General features: G+C 72.7%; 18 protein-coding genes and 1 pseudogene. 10 read left to right on the top strand and 9 right to left on the bottom strand.

All coding sequences use genetic code 11. From position 1 onward, the window contains the following. The first annotated feature begins 45 nt into the window (after window positions 1–45). The gene (locus ACN6LD_RS27970; RefSeq protein WP_445044643.1) at window positions 46–750 is read left to right on the top strand and encodes a DUF6445 family protein; all 705 of its coding nucleotides are present in this window, start codon (window positions 46–48) and stop codon (window positions 748–750) included. 111 nt (window positions 751–861) lie between these two features. Here the strand turns inward: ACN6LD_RS27970 and ACN6LD_RS27965 are convergent, their stop codons facing one another. Further along, window positions 862–1,404 carry a hypothetical protein gene (locus tag ACN6LD_RS27965; protein WP_319196071.1) on the bottom strand — a complete coding sequence of 181 codons (543 nt, stop codon included), beginning with the start codon at window positions 1,402–1,404 and terminating at the stop codon, window positions 862–864. Window positions 1,405–1,592: 188 nt separating this feature from the next. On the opposite strand from ACN6LD_RS27965, the gene ACN6LD_RS27960 reads away from it, so the two are divergent. Continuing rightward, window positions 1,593–2,081: a DUF7144 family membrane protein gene (locus ACN6LD_RS27960; RefSeq protein ID WP_319196073.1), complete on the top strand. Its 489-nt coding sequence runs from the start codon at window positions 1,593–1,595 to the stop codon at window positions 2,079–2,081. On the opposite strand, the gene ACN6LD_RS27955 is transcribed toward ACN6LD_RS27960, so the two are convergent. Both ACN6LD_RS27955 and ACN6LD_RS27950 read right to left on the bottom strand, forming a co-directional pair. Further along, complete coding sequence (locus ACN6LD_RS27955; RefSeq protein WP_319196074.1) at window positions 2,041–2,943, bottom strand: M23 family metallopeptidase; 903 nt, start codon at window positions 2,941–2,943, stop codon at window positions 2,041–2,043. The two genes, ACN6LD_RS27960 and ACN6LD_RS27955, sit on opposite strands and share 41 nt — an antisense overlap. After that, window positions 2,856–4,106, bottom strand: a complete 1,251-nt coding sequence (locus ACN6LD_RS27950; protein ID WP_445044642.1) for a glycoside hydrolase family 26 protein — start codon at window positions 4,104–4,106, stop codon at window positions 2,856–2,858. The genes ACN6LD_RS27955 and ACN6LD_RS27950 overlap by 88 nt, the downstream gene beginning before the upstream one ends. Window positions 4,107–4,310: 204 nt before the next feature. Between ACN6LD_RS27950 and ACN6LD_RS27945 the strand changes: the two genes are divergently transcribed. The 4 genes and pseudogenes from ACN6LD_RS27945 to ACN6LD_RS27930 form a co-directional block, all read left to right on the top strand. Continuing rightward, entirely contained in the window at window positions 4,311–4,805 is a 495-nt protein-coding gene (locus ACN6LD_RS27945) for a hypothetical protein (protein ID WP_445044641.1), read from the top strand. Window positions 4,806–5,087: 282 nt separating this feature from the next. Further along, window positions 5,088–6,473, top strand: coding sequence for an LCP family protein (locus ACN6LD_RS27940; protein ID WP_445044662.1), 1,386 nt, complete (start codon window positions 5,088–5,090; stop codon window positions 6,471–6,473). Window positions 6,474–6,828: 355 nt separating this feature from the next. Beyond that, on the top strand, window positions 6,829–7,998 hold the full coding sequence (locus tag ACN6LD_RS27935; protein WP_319195855.1) for a sensor histidine kinase: 1,170 nt from the start codon (window positions 6,829–6,831) through the stop codon (window positions 7,996–7,998). Window positions 7,999–8,235: 237 nt separating this feature from the next. Further along, window positions 8,236–8,316, top strand: a pseudogene (locus ACN6LD_RS27930) (DUF4287 domain-containing protein); the annotation flags it as partial. 51 nt (window positions 8,317–8,367) lie between these two features. On the opposite strand, the gene ACN6LD_RS27925 reads toward ACN6LD_RS27930, so the two are convergent. Then, window positions 8,368–9,972, bottom strand: a complete 1,605-nt coding sequence (locus ACN6LD_RS27925; protein WP_445044640.1) for a DEAD/DEAH box helicase — start codon at window positions 9,970–9,972, stop codon at window positions 8,368–8,370. A gap of 104 nt (window positions 9,973–10,076) precedes the next feature. Continuing rightward, the gene (locus ACN6LD_RS27920; RefSeq protein ID WP_057577999.1) at window positions 10,077–10,280 is read right to left on the bottom strand and encodes a cold-shock protein; all 204 of its coding nucleotides are present in this window, start codon (window positions 10,278–10,280) and stop codon (window positions 10,077–10,079) included. A 370-nt stretch (window positions 10,281–10,650) separates the two neighbouring features. On the opposite strand from ACN6LD_RS27920, the gene ACN6LD_RS27915 reads away from it, so the two are divergent. Both ACN6LD_RS27915 and ACN6LD_RS27910 read left to right on the top strand, forming a co-directional pair. Then, window positions 10,651–10,917, top strand: coding sequence for an SCO0607 family lipoprotein (locus ACN6LD_RS27915; protein ID WP_445044639.1), 267 nt, complete (start codon window positions 10,651–10,653; stop codon window positions 10,915–10,917). A 64-nt stretch (window positions 10,918–10,981) separates the two neighbouring features. After that, entirely contained in the window at window positions 10,982–11,344 is a 363-nt protein-coding gene (locus ACN6LD_RS27910) for a DUF952 domain-containing protein (protein ID WP_319195860.1), read from the top strand. 201 nt (window positions 11,345–11,545) lie between these two features. Here the strand turns inward: ACN6LD_RS27910 and ACN6LD_RS27905 are convergent, their stop codons facing one another. Both ACN6LD_RS27905 and ACN6LD_RS27900 read right to left on the bottom strand, forming a co-directional pair. Next, window positions 11,546–12,001, bottom strand: coding sequence for a tellurite resistance TerB family protein (locus tag ACN6LD_RS27905; protein ID WP_319195862.1), 456 nt, complete (start codon window positions 11,999–12,001; stop codon window positions 11,546–11,548). Window positions 12,002–12,160: 159 nt separating this feature from the next. Continuing rightward, the gene (locus ACN6LD_RS27900; RefSeq protein WP_445044638.1) at window positions 12,161–13,249 is read right to left on the bottom strand and encodes an SCO2400 family protein; all 1,089 of its coding nucleotides are present in this window, start codon (window positions 13,247–13,249) and stop codon (window positions 12,161–12,163) included. A gap of 368 nt (window positions 13,250–13,617) precedes the next feature. Here ACN6LD_RS27900 and ACN6LD_RS27895 point away from each other — a divergent pair, with 368 nt between their 5' ends. Continuing rightward, window positions 13,618–15,195 (top strand): carbohydrate-binding protein, encoded by a 1,578-nt coding sequence (locus ACN6LD_RS27895; RefSeq protein WP_319195865.1) that lies wholly within the window; start codon window positions 13,618–13,620, stop codon window positions 15,193–15,195. Between the two features lie 32 nt (window positions 15,196–15,227). Here ACN6LD_RS27895 and ACN6LD_RS27890 read toward each other — a convergent pair whose 3' ends face one another. Continuing rightward, window positions 15,228–15,692, bottom strand: coding sequence for a pentapeptide repeat-containing protein (locus ACN6LD_RS27890; protein WP_445044637.1), 465 nt, complete (start codon window positions 15,690–15,692; stop codon window positions 15,228–15,230). 225 nt (window positions 15,693–15,917) lie between these two features. On the opposite strand from ACN6LD_RS27890, the gene ACN6LD_RS27885 reads away from it, so the two are divergent. Beyond that, window positions 15,918–16,799: a polysaccharide deacetylase family protein gene (locus ACN6LD_RS27885; protein ID WP_445044636.1), complete on the top strand. Its 882-nt coding sequence runs from the start codon at window positions 15,918–15,920 to the stop codon at window positions 16,797–16,799. Window positions 16,800–16,874: 75 nt separating this feature from the next. On the opposite strand, the gene ACN6LD_RS27880 is transcribed toward ACN6LD_RS27885, so the two are convergent. Then, the coding region (locus ACN6LD_RS27880; RefSeq protein WP_445044635.1) for an ATP-binding SpoIIE family protein phosphatase at window positions 16,875–18,394 on the bottom strand (1,520 nt) is incomplete at its 5' end.

Below are 18,394 nucleotides of genomic sequence, written 5' to 3'. Positions count from 1 at the left end.
AACGGGAGGGCGAGTCATGAGGATCCCCCCGCCTAGATTCGCTGCATGTCCATGCCACAGCGGCCCCGTCAGCCCGCGAGGGTTGCCGCCCCCCTCCCGGTCCTCCCCTACCGCAAACCCACCAGGGGCCGGGACTACTGGGTGATCGACGACGTCTTCCCCGAGCCCGACGTCGCCGCGATCCGCGCCCGCTGTCTCGCCAAGGACGACTGGGTCAAGGGCCACCCCTACACCTCGGAGAGCTGGCCCGGACTGCGCACCATGCCCGGTCTCGAACCCGGTGAACTCGACCGGGTGGAACGGCTGGTGCGCGGGGCGACGGGGGCACGGAAACTGTGGGTGCAGCAGGCGCCCGGCGGCGGCACCCTCAACCACAACTGTGTCCAGGTCGTGGGCGAGGGGGAGAGCGCCCCGCGCCCGCACTCCGACTCGCGGGCGCTGTGCCGCTACGCGGCCGTGCTGTACCTCAACCCGGCCGTCCCCAAGGACTGCGGCACCAGCTTCTACCGGCAGTCACTGCCGGGCGGGCGGCTCGGCGGCAACGTCGTCCAGGCCCCGCACAACAACCTCGTCGAGGCGCTCGGCACCCGGTTCGTCGCACCGGACGCCTTCGAGGAGGACGTCCGGGTGCCGCACCGGCACAACCGTCTGCTCCTCTACAACGCCAACCTCGTGCACAGCGCGACCGGTTACTCCGGCACCACGCTCGAGGAGAAGCGCATGACGGCCGTCTTCTTCTGGATGGCCTGACGCGTCCGCCCGCCGTCGTCCCGGCACTTCACGTCACCGGCGGCGACGGTCACGGCAGCGGACGGGCCGGGAGCGGCTCGGCGGGCGGAGCGGGCGTCTCCCCGGACCGCGTCAGTACCGCACCGCCCGGGCCGCCTCCGCCTTCACCTCGCCGGAGAGCGCCCGGTGACTGCGGGCGATGGCCTTCGCGGACTTGCCGGCCGGGACGTCGGTGACGGTGACGAGCACGGAGTCCAGCAGCTTGCCGCCGGAGTCCTTGAAGTCCACCTCGACGGCGAAGGACTTCGTCGAGTCGACGCTGTTCGTGACGGTCACCTCGACCGCGCTGCGGTCGCCGTCGGCGGTCGGCGTGCCGAGCTTCACGTCGTCCTCGGCGTCGACGCCGCCCTCGATCCCGTCGATCTTGCGGCCCACCTCCGCGGTCGCCGAAGAGAACGCCTCCGAGGCCTCCGAGGCGAGCGAGGAGGCGGCGGCGGTGGCCTGCGCGCCCACCGACTGCGCGGCGGAGGCCGCCTTGCTGGCCACGGAGGACGGGCTGTCGTCCCCCGAGCAGCCGGTGAGCGCGGTGAGCGCGGCGAGCCCGGTCAGCAGGGCCGCGCCCCGCACCGCCGCCGGACGGCGCCCCCTCTTCCGGCTTCTGCGGTTCGCTGCCATCACGCCTCCAGGTCGGTCGCGGGTCGGTCGCGGGTCGGTCGCGGACCCAGGTCGTCGGAATCTCCAGTGAAGGCGCGGACCGTCCCGCCCGCATGCCGGCCCACCCGAACGGCGCACCCCCGTGGTGGCGGCCGCCACCCGGGCGGATGGTCGAGGGACAGTCGCCGAGACAGAGACGGGGTCACCCCATGAGCGACCAGCCGCACTCCCAGCCGTCGCCGCACGGGTCCCCGGTGTGGGACCCGTCCCACCAGGGCACCGGCACGCCGGCCTGGGCCTCGCCCCCGGCCGGCGGGGGACTGGCCGCCGGCGGGGTCGTCTTCGGCGGCGTGCTGATGTTCGTCAGCGGTGTCCTCGCCGTCTTCCAGGGCATCGCCGCGATCGCCGAGGACGACGTCTACTCCCGGGTCGGCAGCTACGTCTACGAGATGAACCTCACCGGCTGGGGCTGGATCCTGCTGATCGTGGGCATCGTGGCCACGGCGACCGGCTGGGGGCTGCTGATGGGGGTGGAGAAGGCGGAGTGGGCCCGGATCAGCGGCATCGTGCTGGCGTCGCTGAGCCTGATCCTGCAGTTCCTGTTCCTGCCGTACGCACCGGTCTGGGCGGTCATCCAGATCGCCATCGACGTCTTCGTCATCTGGGCCCTGGCCTCCTACCGCCCGCTGCAGGCGTAGGGTCCAGCCCCGCCCCGGGGCGGGCGCCCGTACGGCGGGGCGACCACGGGGTCAGGGGAGCGCCGGCGCTCCCGGACACCTGCACGGACTTGCGGCGCAGCCACGGCAGGGGCGGCACCTGGGACCCCAGGTACGGGGTGATCCGCACCTCGAAGTGCAGATGCGGCCCGGTCACGTTGCCGGACGCGCCGGACAGCCCGAGACGCTGGCCGGCCGCGACCCGCTGGCCCCGGCGCACGTCGATGCGGGACAGGTGGGCGTACTGCGTGAAGTAGCCGTCCCGGTGCCGCACCAGGACCTGGTTGCCGAAGCCGTCCCCGCAGGTGGTGACGCGTACGACGCCGGAGCCGACGGCGTACACCGGGGTGCCGGAGTCCACCGCGAAGTCCTGGCCGGTGTGGCGGCGGGCCCAGCGGGAGCCCTTCGCGGCGTAGCCGGCGGAGAGCCAGTAGCGGCGGGTCGGGGCGGTCCAGGCGGAGGAGCGCTGTTCCGGAGCGCGGCTGCGGTCCCCGAACGGACAGCGGCCCGCGCGCCCTGACGGGTCGACGGCGACCGGGTCGCCGGTCTCCCTGGCGCCCGCCCGCAGCAGGTCCCACAGGTCGTCGCGGACGGCCTGCCGGCGCTCTTCGGCCTCTTCGACGGCCGTGGGGAGGGCGTCGGCCTCGCGCAGCCGGTCGACCCGCTCGCGCGCCTGCTCGTGGATGCGGACGGCGCGGACGGCCCGGTGGCGCTGTCCGTCGCCCCCCGCTGCGGCGGGCACGGCGGCGAGCGCCGTCAGCAGGAGGGCGAGGAAGGCGGCCCCGGTCGCGGCGCTGAGGCGCGCCCGCGTCCGCGGGAAGCGCGCATGATGTTCTCGTCCCATTGCCGGATCATCGGACCGGTGGCGCGTCCAAGGGCGGCGCCCGGCCGGACAGGCGCCCCAGGTTCAGCCGAACGGCCCCGCTTCCGCCCCCGCCCCGGCCCCGCCGCCGTCCTCGCCCCCGACTCCACGCCCACCCCCGGCCCCGATCCGGCGCCCGACCCCGCGCCCACCAGCGCGCGGTAGACGGCCGAGGACCGAGGGTTGTCGGCGCACCGCCACACGCCGTGCGGACAGTAGTCGCTGATGGTCTGGTAGAGCGGCCGGTGCGCGGCGAACCAGTCGAGCATGCCGCGCATGTACTCCGGGTCGTCGCCGTTGCGGAACAGCCCCCACTCGGGATACGACACCGGCTTGCCGTGCGCCCGCGCGAACCGGACGTGCGCGGCCAGGCCGTAGGGTTCGGCGACCTGTTCCGCGAAGGACATGCCGGCGGGCTGGTCGTAGGCGTCCATGCCGACGACGTCGACATGCGCGTCGCCCGGATAGCACGCGGTCCAGGGGACGGCGTCGCGTCCCCGGCTGGGCGTGAACTCGAACCGGAACAGCCGCCCGCCCGGCACCGACCGCACGGCTTCCACGATCCTGACCCAGTACCGCTTCCAGGCCAGCGGATCGGGCCCGCACCGATGGGTGTACGTGGTCCCGTTCATCTCCCAGCCCAGCACCAGCACCGTGTCCGGCAGTCCGAGCCCGACGAGCCGCCGGGCCAGCGCCCGGAAATGCCCGTCGTAGTCACCGCGCGCCCCTCTGCGCAGCTCCTCCCGCACGACCGCGTCGGACACGTGGTCCTCGGTCCCCTCCAGCATCGGCACGTTGAGCACGAACATCCGGTCGGCGCGCTCCTGCCGCCACCGCGCCCAGTACTCCAGGTAGCCGGGCGCGCCCTCGATGTTGGTCCACCGGTCTCCGGGCAGATACGCGTGCCCGACCCGGGGTGTGGCGACGCCCAGCCACGCGTCCAGCCCGGCGATCCGCCGCACACCGGCGTCGTCGTACCCGACGTACGCCCCGAACGCCCCGGTCGCCGCCCCGGCCCCCCGCCCGACGGGCACGCACGCGGGACCGGCCAGCAGCACGAGGGCGGCGAGCAGCGTGGTCAGGACATGGCGGGCGCGCGGGGAGCGGAACACCGGCACAGGATGACGCTCCCGCACGCTCCCCATCCCGTACTCGCCGCAGAACCACCCGGACGGGACACCGTTCCCGGGCAGCCGGCACCGGCCCGTTGCCGCCAAGCGGACGCCCGTCGAGGCGGACCGGCGGACCGGCGGGCAGGCGGACCGGCGGGCAGACGGGCGGGGCGGGCAGGGCGGGCAGGGCGGACCATCGGCTGGACAGCGGCCCCGACCTGCTGCGACGCTCCGCCGATGACGCTCGCCGACCTCCTCGCCTCCGTCGCCCTGACCGCCCGCCTGGGCCCGGTGCACGTCGGCGCCTCCTGGGACGACGTCACGGCAGCCCTGGGCGAGCCGCGCGAGGTCGTCCCGATGAGCCGCCGCCGCAGCCGCCGCCGGCCCCGCCTCTTCGGCTACGGCGACCTGGAGGTGTTCGTCTGCCCGTGCCGTGAGGTGCGGATGGCGTCCGTGCAGACCTGGACCGACACGGTCGAACTGCCCGGCCACGCGGGCACGTTCCCCGGCGAGCCGGCCTACGCGGAGGTCGTGGCCGCCCTGGACCGCGCGGGCTGCCCCTGGGAGACGGACCCCGGTCTCACCCTCAGCGGTCAACGCACCCTGCGGGTCCCGTCGACACGGGCCGCCTTCACCTTCGTCGTCCCCGCGGACGGCGAGCCGACGCTGCACTCGCTGGGCCTGCCGGACGACGGTCACACGTGCCCGGAGCCGAGCCGGCCGGCCTCCTGACCGGTGTCCTGCCGGTGGCACGGGCAGCGGCGCCGCGCCCCGACAGCGGTCGGGGATGGCGTTGCGGTCCCGACGGCAGGGCGGGCGAGGCAACCGGAAGTGGGGAGTTGGGGGTCTTCTGAGGCGACAGTGCCTTCTCGGACGTATTCCTGCACGTGTGTAGGGTTCCGACGGTCGGCGGCGATCAACGCCGGCGATCCGAGCACGGTGTACGGGGTGGAACGGCCGAGGCGGAGGGGGCGAGCGCCGGTGAGCGGGACGAGAAGGCGTGGACATGAGCCGGTGCGGGCGGCCGGCCGGGGGAACGGGCCGGCGGGCCGCACCAGCGGGACGCGGCTGACCCGGCGCGGGCGCTTCGTCGCCTGGAGCGCGGGGGTGAGCGCGGTCCTCGTCCTGGGGGCCGGCGGGGCCGGCGCGTGGATCTGGTACGACCTCAACGACAACATCACCTCCGCCGAGGTGGACGACAAGCTGGGCGGCGACCGGCCGCAGAATCTCAGCCCGGGCTCGAAGAACATCATGGTCGTCGGGTCCGACAGCCGCGACGGCGCCAACGCCAAGTACGGCAAGGACCTGACCACCATGCAGTCCGACACGCTGATGGTGCTGCACATACCGGCCGACCGTAAGTGGGCCTCGGTCGTGTCGTTCCCGCGCGACTCGTGGGTGGAGATACCCGGGTGCGAGAAAGGCGACGGCACATCGTCCTCCTCGCACCACTTCAAGATCAACGAGGCCTTCGCCATCGGCGGCAGCAACGGCAAGGTCGGCGAGGCCGCCGCGTGCACCATCAAGACCGTCGAGGCCAACACCGGTCTGCGGATCGACCACTTCATGACGGTCGACTTCTCCGGCTTCAAGGGCATGGTCGACGCCCTGGAGGGCATCGAGGTCTGCCCGAAGCAGGCCATCCACGACGAGAAGGCCCATCTGGACCTGGAGGCGGGGTGCCAGACCGTCAAGGGCGAGAAGGCGCTGGGATACGTCCGCACCCGCTACAGCGTGGGCGACGGCTCCGACATCGGACGCATCGGGCGGCAGCAGGAGTTCATGGACGCGCTGGCCAAGAAGGCCAAGTCCAAGCTCACGAGCCCCGACGCCATGTACGGCTTCCTCCAGTCGGTCACCAAGTCCCTCACCACCGACCCCGACATGGCGGGCATCAAGCCGCTGTACGGGCTCGCGGACGAGCTCAAGGGCATCCCGAGCGACCGTCTGAGCTTCCTCACCGTGCCCAACTACGGGCGCGTCGCCGACCAGCCCACCGACAAGGCCAACGTCGTGTGGCAGTACCCGCAGGCCGCCGACCTGTTCACCTCCCTGGCCAAGGACAAGGAGGTCACCAAGGCGCAGTTGGACGCGTCGAAGAAGAACGTGGTGTACGCCTCCAGCGTGCGGGTCCAGGTGCTGAACGGCACCGGTGTCTCGGGGCGCGCGGCGGCCGTCGCGGAGAAGCTGAAGAAGGCCGGCTACACCGTCATCGGCACGGGCAACGCCCCTGGGACGGTGGCCAGGACGACGGTCACCTATCCGTCGGGTCTGGAGAGCAAGGCTGCCGTCCTCGCTTCCCGGCTGCCCAACCTGCGCCCCACGGCGGACGGTTCGGCGGCCGCAGGCGTGGTCACCCTGGTCGTCGGACCGGAACTGAAGGTCGAGGACGTCGCCTGACCGTTTCGCGGCTGCTCTTGGTCAACAGGGCTCCGGAAATGGGGTAAGGTTGATCTTGAGCCGGTCACCGGAGAGAAAAACGGTGAACGACCTCTGCGTTGGTGGTCCAAGGAAAGACGCCCCGCTTCCTGCGGGGAAATGCAGGTGCAAGGCCTGCCCGGCGCTCCATCGGTACGAGCCTCATCCCGTGTCCCACGGGGTGAGGCTCGTTCTCGTTTCCCCCGCCGAGTGCGTTACGCGGGATCCGCCGCCGTGCGGGATCCGCCGCCGTGCGGGTGTCCGCGGCACCGGCCGCGCGCCCGCCTCGGCCTTTCGGCCGATACCGCCCGCCGCGTCTGCGCCTACCGTGAACGGTATGAGATCAGCATGGCTGCGAGGCAGTGCACGGGGAGCGGCCGTGGGCGCGCTGCTGACGGCCTGCGCCCTCGATCTGGTGATCGCCGCCGCGGAGGGCCGTCCGTGGCTCTCGGCGGTCGTCCTCGCCGTCGGCCTGGTCGCGGTGCTGTGGCCCGCCTCGCGGCGCCCGGCATGGCTCACCCCGCAGCTGCGCACCGCCGTCCCCGCTCTGCTGTCCGCCCTGTACACGGTGGCCACGGTGCTCCTGAACCGCGACAGCCCCTTCGGGCCGGGCGAGCTCGCCGTTCTGCTGTGCCTCCTCTTCGTCGCCGTACGGCACTGCCCGCCGAACCGGCTCCTCCCGTGCGCGGCGCTGGACGCGCTCGCCTTCCTCGCCATGCCGTGCCGGCAGTTCTGGCCGCTGTGGTCGCAGGGAGGCGCGGGGCTCGCGTATGTCGTCGTCGGCCTGGTGTTCGTCCTGCTCGTCGGCTCGCTCGCCGCCTACCTGCGCTCGCTCGACTACCGCCGCACCGTCGCCGTCGACGACACGCGCCGCGAGGAACGCCTCGCCATCGCCGCCGACCTCCACGACTTCGTCGCCCACCATGTCACCGGAATCCTGGTGCAGACGCAGGTGGCGCGCATGATGACAAGCGCCGAGCCGGACCGGCCCCAGCAGCTCGACCCGGTCCTCGCCGGCATCGAACGCGCCGCCACCGAGGCGCTCGCCTCCATGCGGCGCACGGTCGGCGTCCTGCGGGACACGCCAGAGGCCGACCGGCGGCCCGTCGGCGACCTGGCCGGCATCACCGGCCTCGTCGGGAACTTCGCCGGACGGCCCGGCCAGCAGGTCGCCCTCCACCGTTCCCCCGCCGTCGGCGACGACCTCCCGCACGAGGTGCAGGCCGCCGCCTTCCGGGTCGTGCAGGAGGCGCTGACGAACGTGCGGCGGCACGCCGCGGACGCCTCCGCCGTCACCGTCCGCCTCGGCCTCGACGATGAGCGGCTCGACGTCACCGTGGTCGACGACGGCCGCGGCGGCGCGCCCCTGCCGGCCGAGGCCCGCGGCGGCGGCTTCGGCCTGGTCGGACTGCGGGAGCGGGTCACGGCGCTGGGCGGCGACCTGAGCACCGGCCCGCTGCCGTCCGGCCATGGATGGCAGGTCCGCGCCCTCTTCCCGGCCCGCTGAACCCGCCGCGGCCGGTTTCCCGATCCGACCGTGCGGACGCCCCGCGCGGCTGCCGTGCGTAGGTGACGTGGGGGCGGAGGGGGAGGGTGATGTCGGTCGACGGCGAGGCGGTACGCCTCAGGAGCGAGGCGGACGACGGTCCCCGGCTCCCCCTCGCCCCGCGTGCCCGGGCGGACTTCGTGGCGTTCGCCGCGCGGTGACCAGGCAGGGTGACGCGGGTCATGTTCGCTCGGCGGTCTGGTCTCGTGGCTGAAGACGGACCACGCCATGGGTCACGGTCACGCCGACGCGCTGAGCGCGCACACCCTGGCGGAGGATGCCCGGGCATGCGTGCCGCCGGCGGCCGGGAGCGGCCGGCCGGCCGCTCCCTCAGCCTCCGCCCGTGCCGTTGCCCTTGGCGGGCGAACGGCGGCGGCCCTGTGCGGGCCTGCGGGGACGGGAGGCGGAGCCGCCACGCTCGGCGCCGCCGCGTTCGGAGCTGCCCCGCTGGGCGCCGCCGCGTTCGGAGCTGCCGCGCTGGGCGCCGCCGCGTTCGGAGCTGCCCCGCTGGGCGCTGCCTCGCTGGGCGCCGCCTCGCTCGGAACCGCCCCCACGGGCCGGGCTCTTGCGGGCGGGCCGGGCTTCCGCGGTGGGCGGCGGGGTGAGCACGACGGGCACGCCGGACGGCGTCTGCGCCCCGGTGATCCGGTTCAGCTCGTTGCCCCCGGAGCGGACCTGGGTGGTCTGCGGGGTGATGCCGGCGTCGGCCATCAGGCGGGTCATCTCACGGCGCTGGTGGGGCAGGACGAGGGTGACGACGGTGCCGGACTCGCCGGCGCGGGCGGTGCGGCCGCCGCGGTGCAGGTAGTCCTTGTGGTCGCCGGGCGGGTCGACGTTGACGACGAGGTCGAGGTTGTCGACGTGGATGCCGCGGGCGGCGACGTTCGTCGCGACCAGCACCCGGACGTGACCGTCCTTGAACTGGGTCAGCGTGCGGGTGCGCTGCGACTGGGACTTGCCGCCGTGCAGGGAGGCCGCCCGGACGCCGACCGCCAGCAGCTTCTTGGCCAGCCGGTCCGCCGCGTGCTTGGTGTCCAGGAACATGATCGTCCGGCCGTCGCGGGCGGCGATCTCGGTCGTCGTGGCGTGCTTGTCCTCGTCCTCCACGTGCAGCACGTGGTGGTCCATCGTGGTCACCGCGCCCGCGGACGGGTCGACGGAGTGGACGACGGGGTCGTGCAGGTAATTGCGCACGAGCCGGTCGACGTTGCGGTCCAGCGTCGCCGAGAACAACAGCCGCTGGCCGTCGGGGCGCACGAGGTCGAGCAGTCGCGTCACCTGCGGCATGAAGCCCATGTCGGCCATCTGGTCGGCCTCGTCGAGGACGGTGACGGCGACCTGGTCCAGACGGCAGTCGTCCCGGTCGATGAGGTCCTTGAGGCGTCCGGGCGTGGCGACGACGACTTCGGCGCCGCCGCGCAGGGCGCTCGCCTGCCGGCCGATGGACAGTCCGCCGACGACGGTGGCGATGCGCAGGCGCAGGGCGCGGGCGTAGGGGGTGAGGGCGTCGTTGACCTGCTGGGCCAGTTCCCGGGTGGGGACGAGGACGAGGGCCAGCGGCCGGCGGGGTTCGGCCCGCTGTCCTGCCGTGCGGGCGAGCAGGGCGAGGCCGAAGGCGAGGGTCTTTCCGGAGCCGGTGCGGCCACGGCCCAGGACGTCCCGGCCGGCCAGCGAGTTCGGCAGCGTCGCGCCCTGGATCGGGAACGGCGTGGTGACGCCCTCGGCGTCGAGCGCGGTCAGCAACCGCTCGGGCATGTCGAGATCGGCGAACGCCTCGACCGGCGGCAGCGCCGGGGTGAGGGTCACCGGCACCGCGAACTCGCCGCCGGACGCGGCGGGTCGGCTCCCGCGTCCGCTCCGCCCGGCTTTGGCCGTACGGGAGGGCGCGCCCTGGCGCCGGTCCGTACGGGAGCGGACCGAGCTGTTGCGGTTCATCCGGTGCCTTTCTCGAAAACTGCCGGACGCCATGAACCGGGGCCCGCACCCAGGAGTGCGGGCCCCGGTCGTGTCGTCCGCTTGAAACAGACTCAGACGACGGTTCAGGCGGGGAGGATGTTCTCCGCCTGCGGGCCCTTCTGGCCCTGCGTCACGTCGAAGGTGACCTTCTGGCCTTCCTGAAGCTCACGGAAGCCGGACGTGGCGATGTTCGAGTAGTGGGCGAAGACGTCCGGGCCGCCACCCTCCTGCTCGATGAAGCCGAAGCCCTTTTCCGAGTTGAACCACTTCACGGTGCCAGATGCCATGCTGTATCTCCTTTGGGGCAATGCCCGGTGCCCGCACCTTGCGGAACCGGTGTCGCAGCATCAGAAAAGCCCCAAAAACAAAAAGAGTGCCCGTCGACGGAAGGTCGAAAGAGCACTCTGAAGCCTCTGGTAACCGAAACTGCCACTTTTCTCACGGTAGCACAGGTCGGGATGATGGGCCGGAACGGTTTTCCGGGTCCCCGTACGCGTCGCGTTGAGTACCCGTACTCAGGAGGCGAGGGCCCCTCTCGCGGCAGGCTGAGCGCACCATCAGCCTCGTCTTCGGCCGTCAGAGGAGTCCACCGTGGGGAAGACCGGAATTCGAGTGCGTGTTCGACGTGGTGGGAGGCTCGTGCTGGCCGGAGCGGCCGTGGCGACCGCGGTGGCCACTGCCGGGCTCACCGGCTGCTCCCTCCAGATCGAGGAGGCCGTCTGCGGAGGCGGTCGGTACCCGGTGCTCGCGGTGAACAGCGGCGGCGGCGACTGTGTGCCGGACGGCCAGGAACCGGCGCAGGGCTGGGCCCGCTATCCGGAAGGAAAGGTCCCGGACAAGGTCGGCGACAAGTGGGATCTCTTCTGGAGCACGCACACGCTCGACGGGAAGGGCGCGATCGTGGAACTCCCGGAAGGCGAATAGGGCCGGGAGAGGGCCTCCGTGCGCCGTACGGGTGCCGTACGGGTGTCCGTTGTATAAACAGCTCATGATCTATCACGTCGTGCACCCGGACGAGTGGAACGCCGGAGACGACCGGCCCTACGCGCCCGCCTCTCTCGCCGAGGACGGGTTCGTGCACTGCTCGCCCGACGCGGAGACCACGCTCGCCGTCGTCAACGCGTTCTACCGGAACGCTCCGCGGCCCCTGCTGGCGCTGGTCCTCGACGAGGAGCGGCTCGCCGCGAGGTGTGCGTGGGAGGCGGCCGACCCCGCGCCGCCGCCCGGGGTCTCCCCCGCCACCCTGTTCCCGCACGTGTTCGGACCGCTGGACCGGGAGGCCGTGGTGCGCGTCCTCGAGGTCCGCTGGGACGCGGACGGCCGGGCGACGGGCCTGACAGACGCCGGCTGACACTTCCTCACCCGACGCCCGACACCCGGCGTTCTGCCCCCGGCACCCGGGCACCCGGTTTTCTGCCCTCGGCACCCGGCGTGCTGTCCTCGGCGCCCGACGTTCTGCCCCCGGCACCCGGCCGGCCGCACCGACGTCCGACGCGGCGGTCGACTCGGCGGTCGACGCGGCGGTCGGTGCGGCGGGTCAGGCCGGTCCGGATCAGAGGTCGAACTCGTGGGGCGGGAGGTCGAGGGTGAAGCACGCCTCCCGCACGACGGCCTGCTCGGTCTTGTCGAAGTCGCCGTCGGCGCCGCCGATGACGATGCCGATCTGCACGACCGCACGGGCCTCGGCCGGCTTCTTCTTCGCCTTGGCGATCTCCTGCAGCACGCTGACCTTGCCGAAGTCGAAGTCCGCGACCAGCTTGTCGAGGTTGGCGTCGAAACGGCGCTGCAGGTCGGCGGCGTCGAAGTTCTTCAGCACCTCGTTGGTGGCGATCAGCTGCGCCACGCGGCGCCGCTCGGCCGGGTCCACGGTGCCGTCCGCCGCCGCGACCAGGGCGCACATGGCCATGCTCGCGTCGCGGAAGGCGCCGCTCTTGAGGTCGTTCTTCTTCGCCATGAGCTGGGTCTGCATCGTCGACGCGGACTCCTTGAAACGGTCCCAGAGGGCCATGCGAACTCCAGAGAATCGGGCCGGACCGCTGTCCGCGCCGCGACAGCGCGACAACGTCCACAGCGACAGCGACAGCACTACGGCAACATCTTCAGCACCGTGGAAACTCACGGCCGTCGCGATTGGTTCCGGCTCTGGTGCGGGCCCTCCGGGACAAGGTCAGCCGAGGCAGATCAGGCCCAGCAGACAGACGTCGGACGGCGAGGTGGCCGCCGTGCCTGAACCCGTGCCGGAACCTGTCCCGGACGACGAGGCCGACGAGGACGACGAGGCCGAACCCGAAGAGGCGGACGTGGACGACGAGTTCGAGCCCGTGCCCGAGGCGGTGTCCGCGTCGGAGCCCGAGCCCGAGGTCGACGTCGAGGCGCCCGAGCCGCCGGTCGCAGACGAGTCGGAGGACTGCTGCCCGGTCGCGCCGGTCAAGGCGCCGACCGTCGAGCCGTAGGCCGACGATCCCTGACCGCGCTGCTGACCCGAGGACCCCGGCGCCGAGAGCGCCGTCGTGTCGGCGGGCGGCGCGGCGGAGTCCGTGCGGGCGTTGGACTGCGAGTCCTGCTTCCGGGCGGGCCCGGTGGCCGGCGACTGCGACGGCGAGGTGGCGGACGGCGGGTCAGGGCGCCCGTCGGACCGGCTCACCGTGGGGACGGTGTGCTCCAGGGTCGGTTCCTCCCCGCCGGCGGCGGTGGGGATCTCCGGCGCCGAGGCCGCCTGGGCCCGGTCGCCGTTCTGCCGCTCCAGCGCGGCGACCGCCAGCCCGCTGACGAGCGTGACGGCCGTCACGACCACGGCCCGCCGCTGGTTCTTCTTCCAGCGGGCCAGCTGCCGCCGGCGTGCCGCCCTGCCCTGCGGCGCCGCGGACACCGCCGCGACGGCTGGTGAGGCCGTCTCGTCCGTGAGGTCGACGTCGACGTCGACGTCGACGTCGGCGTCGGCGTCGACATGGGCATGGGCATCGAGACCGAGGGCGACGTCGAGCGCACGGTCGGGAACGCGCTCGGGAACGCGTTCGGCGAGCGGACCGGCGGCCAGGGTGGCGACAGTGACGGGCGCGGGGGCGGAAGACGCGGGGGCGTAGGGCGCGGGGGTGAAGTGCGCGGTGGCCGCGTACGGCGACGTCGCCCGCGCGGTTCCGGCCCGGACCGTGTGTCCGTGGGTCGGGATCGGGGCGATGTCCGGGGCGTAGGCGCCGCACCCTGGGCACACCAGGGCTCCGTTGAGATGCCGACGACACGAGGAGCAGTAGTCCATCTGCGGTCTTCCTATTTGACGTGCCGTCGCTCCGTCCTGGCCGCGACCTGATCACGTTCGCACGGGGAGTCGAACGGCCAGCAACGCTAACGAGTCGTGCGGAGGACTGTGTGCAGCCTGTGTGATGCTCCTGCGCGAATGTGTCGAGGGATGTCGGCAGACGGTGCGCGCACGCTCCGGCGTGGTTCATGCGGAGCCGACCTGCGGCTTTTGTGCCACCCCCACCGCCCCTGTTGTGCACCCATGTGAACAGAAATCAAGTACGCGTCTATTGACGTGCTCAGGGCAACGCCCCTAGCTTCCCGGAGAAAGCGCTTTCCGTACCTCTGGCAGACGACCCGCACCGTCCTGGAGATGGAGAGAACGACATGCTTGTGAGACCCGTCATCGCCTGTGTCGGCCTGGTGGCAGGCGCGCTCGTCGCGTCGTCCGGCACCATGGCACAGGCCGCCACCACCCGCTACGAGGCCGAGGCCTCCCCGGCGGTCTGCACCGGCGCCATCGACTCCGACTGGGCCGGGTACTCGGGCAGCGGTTTCTGCAACGGGGCCAACTCGACCGGCGGATTTGCCCAGTTCACCGTGAACGCGGCCACGGCCGGCACGGCGACGCTCGACGTCCGCTTCGCCAACGGCGCCGCGGCCGCCCGCCCGGCCTCGCTGGTCGTCAACGGCACGACCGTGCAGACGCCGTCCTTCGAGGCCACCGGCGCCTGGTCGACGTGGGTCACCAGGACGTTCACCGTGTCGCTGAACGCCGGCGCCAACACCGTCCGGCTCAGCCCCACCACGTCCGCGGGACTGCCCAACGTCGACTATCTCGACGCCGACGTGACGGGCGCCACGACACCGCCGGCGGGCTCCGCCCTCTACGTGGCCCCGGGCGGCAGCGACGGCGCGGCCGGCACGCAGTCCGCGCCGACCACCCTCACCTCGGCGATCAGCCGGGTAGCCGCCGGCGGAACCATCTACCTGCGCGGCGGCACGTACGCCTACGGGTCGACGGTCACCGTCCCGGCCACCAGCAACGGCACCGCGTCCGCCCGGACCACGCTGGCCGCCTACCCGGGTGAGACGCCGGTGCTCGACTTCGCCGCGCAGAGCGAGAGTTCGACCAACCGCGGGCTTCAGCTGTTCGGCTCGTTCTGGCACGTCAAGGGTCTCGTCGTGGAACACGCCGGGGACAACGGGATCTACGTGGGCGGCAGCGACAACGTCATCGAGCGCACGGTGACCCGCTACAACCGCGACACGGGACTTCAGCTCGGCCGGATCGCCTCCACCACGCCGGCCGCCCAGTGGCCGGCCCGCAACCTGATCCTGAGCGCCGAGTCGCACGACAACGCCGACTCCGACGGCGAGGACGCCGACGGATTCGCCGCGAAGCTCACCACCGGCACCGGCAACGTCTTCCGGTACGCCGTCTCGCACAACAACATCGACGACGGCTGGGACCTCTACACCAAGACCGACACCGGAGCCATCGGCCCGGTGACCGTCGAGGACTCCCTGTCCTACAACAACGGCACCCTCTCCGACGGGACCGTGAACTCCAACGGCGACCGCAACGGCTACAAGCTCGGCGGCGACGACATCGCCGTGAACCACGTCGTGCGGCGCAGCATCGCCTTCCACAACGGAAAGCACGGGTTCACCTACAACAGCAACCCGGGCTCGATGGCGGTGTCGAACAACCTGAGCATCGACAACGCCCAGCGCAACTACTCGTGGGACGCAGGGACGTCGGTCTTCCGCGGCAACACCTCCTGCCGGTTCTCGGTCAGCGGTTCGAACGACAAGACCGTCGGCGACGCGGACGGCTCCAACCAGTTCTGGACGGGCTCCAACGGCAGCCGGTGTGCCTCGTACTCGGGCGCCCTCGGCTGGTCCTTCGCCTCGGACGGCCGTCTGGTCGTCACGCTGGGAGGCAGGCAGGTGACGCTGTAACGGGCACGGCCGGCGCCGTCTTTGTGCACGGATCAGGCCCGGGTCGAAGAGGACCCGGGCCTGATCCGCTGCTCCGGAGGCCAGGAGGGTCCTCCTGCGACCCCCTCCAGCCGGACGTCGCGCAGGATCGCGCGCTCGAAACGGGCACCGGTGAGATCGGTGAGGCCGTGCGGCGGGATGCCGGTGTTCACCGATCCGAGCACGGCGCCGGTGAGATCGGCGTCGCGCAGGTCGGCATGGCTCAGGTCGCAGCCGGCCAGGCGCGCGCCGCGCAGGGATGCGCCGCGCAGGTCGGCATGGCTGAGATCGCAGAACTTCAGGCTGCAGCCGCTCAGATCGGCGTGGCGCAGGTCGGCTCCCGCGAAGGAGCAGCGGGTGAACCGCAGGGGCGTCAGGAGGACGGAGATCAGGTCCTGACCGGCGAAGTCCTCCGCGGTGAGGGCCGTGCAGCGAGGCAGTGCCGCGAGTCGGTTCCTCGCGCTCGGGCGGATGGTCATGGACGCCGGCAAGGTCGTGCTGAACCCCTGACCCGGGTCCGGGCCTTCGGCGCCCGCCCACCCCCGCACCCCGCCTGCCTGCCTGCCCGCCCGGCCAGGTCGTTCCGGGCCGGTGAGGTACGTGACATCCGAGGCGACGGTGGAACCCCGGACATCTGTTCGCCGTCAAGAAAGGCGAACCAGGCGAACAGACGAACGCACGGAACGACATGGGGTGGGCGCGCGGTGCACAGGCGGACCAGGGGGGCGGCGCTGGCCTGCCTCCTCTTGACGGCGGGCCTGGCGACGGGCTGCACGACCGAATCCCGCGCGGACTCCTCGTCCTCCTCCGCCACCCCGGACGCCTCCGCGTCGTCCGAGCGGGCCGGCCGGGGCGAGGCGGGCGCGCGGGCGGGCACGGAGCCGGACACCAAGGCGGCGACCGCGGCCGCCTACCGCAAGTGGGGGCTCGAGCCGCTCGCAGCGCCGCCGGCACCGCCCGCGACGAAGCCGTCCCCGCCGGCGGCCGAGGGCGGCGGGGTGCCGGTGATCAGCGAGATACCCACCAAGCAGAAGATCGTCTTCCTCACGTTCGACGACGGGGCCGAGAAGGACCCGAAGTTCGTGACGATGATGCGGGAACTGAAGATCCCCTTCACGATGTTCCTGACGGACGCCGCCATCCGCGCCGACTACGGCTACTTCAAGCCGCTCCGGCAGTTCGGCGACGGCGTCCAGAACCACACCCTGACCCACCCGAACCTGCGCACCCTGGGCGCGAGCGCCCAGAAGCAGGAGATCTGCGGCCAGCAGACCAAGCTCAAGGCCGAGTACGGCAACACGCCCAGGCTGCTGCGCCCGCCCTACGGCAACTGGAACGAGGACACCCGGGCCGCGGCGGCGTCCTGCGGCCTCGAGGCGATCGTCCTGTGGCGCGAGTCCATGCAGATCACGAACATGCAGTACCAGCGCGGCGACAAGAAACTCCACCCGGGCGACATCATCCTGGCCCACTTCCGCGGACCGTCCGAGCTCAAGGGCACGACGATGACCGAGATGACGGCGAACCTGCTGCGCCACATCCAGGAGCAGGGCTTCACCGTCGCCCGCCTCGAGGACTACCTGTAGGACCGGCTCCAGGACCGGATCGAGGACCGCCGCACCGGGAGCCGGACCAGGGCGGCCCGGCTGCCCGGTCCCGGCTCAGGCCGGGCCGGCCGGCAGGGACTGCTCCGCCCAGATGGTCTTGCCGGTGGGCGTCTGACGGGTTCCCCAGCGCTCGGCGAGCTGGGCGACGAGCAGCAGCCCGCGCCCGCCCTCGTCGAAGACCCGGGCCCGCCGCAGGTGCGGGGCGGTGCTGCTGCCGTCGGAGACCTCGCAGATGAGCGACGTGTCGCGGATGAGCCGCAGCACGATGGGGTCGCCGCCGTAGCGCACGGCGTTCGTGACGAGTTCGCTGACGATCAGCTCGGTGGCGAACGCCGCCTCCGTCAGCCCCCACGCGGCCAGCTGGTCGCCCGCCAGCTTGCGCGCCCCGGCCACCGCCGCGGGATTCCGCGCCACCTGCCAGGTGCACACCTTCTCGGCGTCCAGCGCGGCGGTGCGCGCCAGCATCAGCACGATGTCGTCGCCGGGACGGTCGCTCAGCACCGTGCGCAGCACGTCGTCGCAGGTCTTCTCCAGCGGCGCCAGCGGTGCGGCCGGGTCGCTCAACGCCCGGTGCAGGAGAGCGAGACCGGCGTCGATGTCGCGGTCCGCGGCCTCGACCAGGCCGTCGGTGTAGAAGGCGAGCAGACTGCCCTGCGCGAGCTCCACCTCGACGGACTCGAAGGGCAGCCCGCCGAGCCCGAGCGGCGGCCCGGCCGGCAGGTCCAGGAAGCGCACGCCGCCGTCGGGGGTGACCAGGGCGGGCGGCGGATGTCCGGCGCGGGCCATGGTGCAGCGCCGGGACACCGGGTCGTACACGGCGTACACGCAGGTCGCCCCCACCTCCCCCGAAGCGTCCTGTGCCCGCCCGCGGGCCTCCGGGCCCTCCTCCCGGTCGAGCCTGAGGACGAGGTCGTCCAGCTGGGTGAGCAGTTCGTCGGGGGCGAGATCGACGTCCGCGAGGGTCCGCACGGCGGTGCGCAGCCGGCCCATCGTGGCCGAGGCGTGGATGCCGTGGCCCACCACGTCGCCCACGACCAGGGCGACCCGGGCGCCGGACAGCGGGATGACGTCGAACCAGTCGCCGCCCACGTCGGCGCCGGACCCGGCGGGCAGATACCGGTACGCCACCTCCATCGCCGTCAGCTGCCTCGGCCGCACGGGGAGGAGGCTGCGCTGGAGCGCCAGCGCGGTGCGGCGTTCCCGGGTGTAGCGGCGGGCGTTGTCCACGCTCACCGCCGCCCGGGCGACGATCTCCTCGGCGAGCAGCAGGTCGTCCTCGCTGAAGGCGTCCGCCGTGCGGTGCCGCAGGAAGTGCACCAGGCCCAGGGTCACGCCGCGGGCGCGCAGCGGGACCAGCATCAACGAGTGGATCATGTACTTCGAGACGGCCTCGGCGCGGGCCCGGGAGGACCTGATCCATTCCTGTATCCCCGGCTCGCCCGCCGTGTGCCGGGTGCCCCGGCCGGCGATCAGCGTGCGCATCGGCGGTGTCATGACCGGATAGCGCACGGCGTCGCCGGGGGCCGCCACCGACTCCGGGCAGCCCGCCAGCACCGACCGCTGCGGCGCGCGGC

The organism is Streptomyces sp. SAS_272 (genome assembly GCF_052543235.1).
This window is presented reverse-complemented; position numbering and strand designations above follow the sequence as displayed.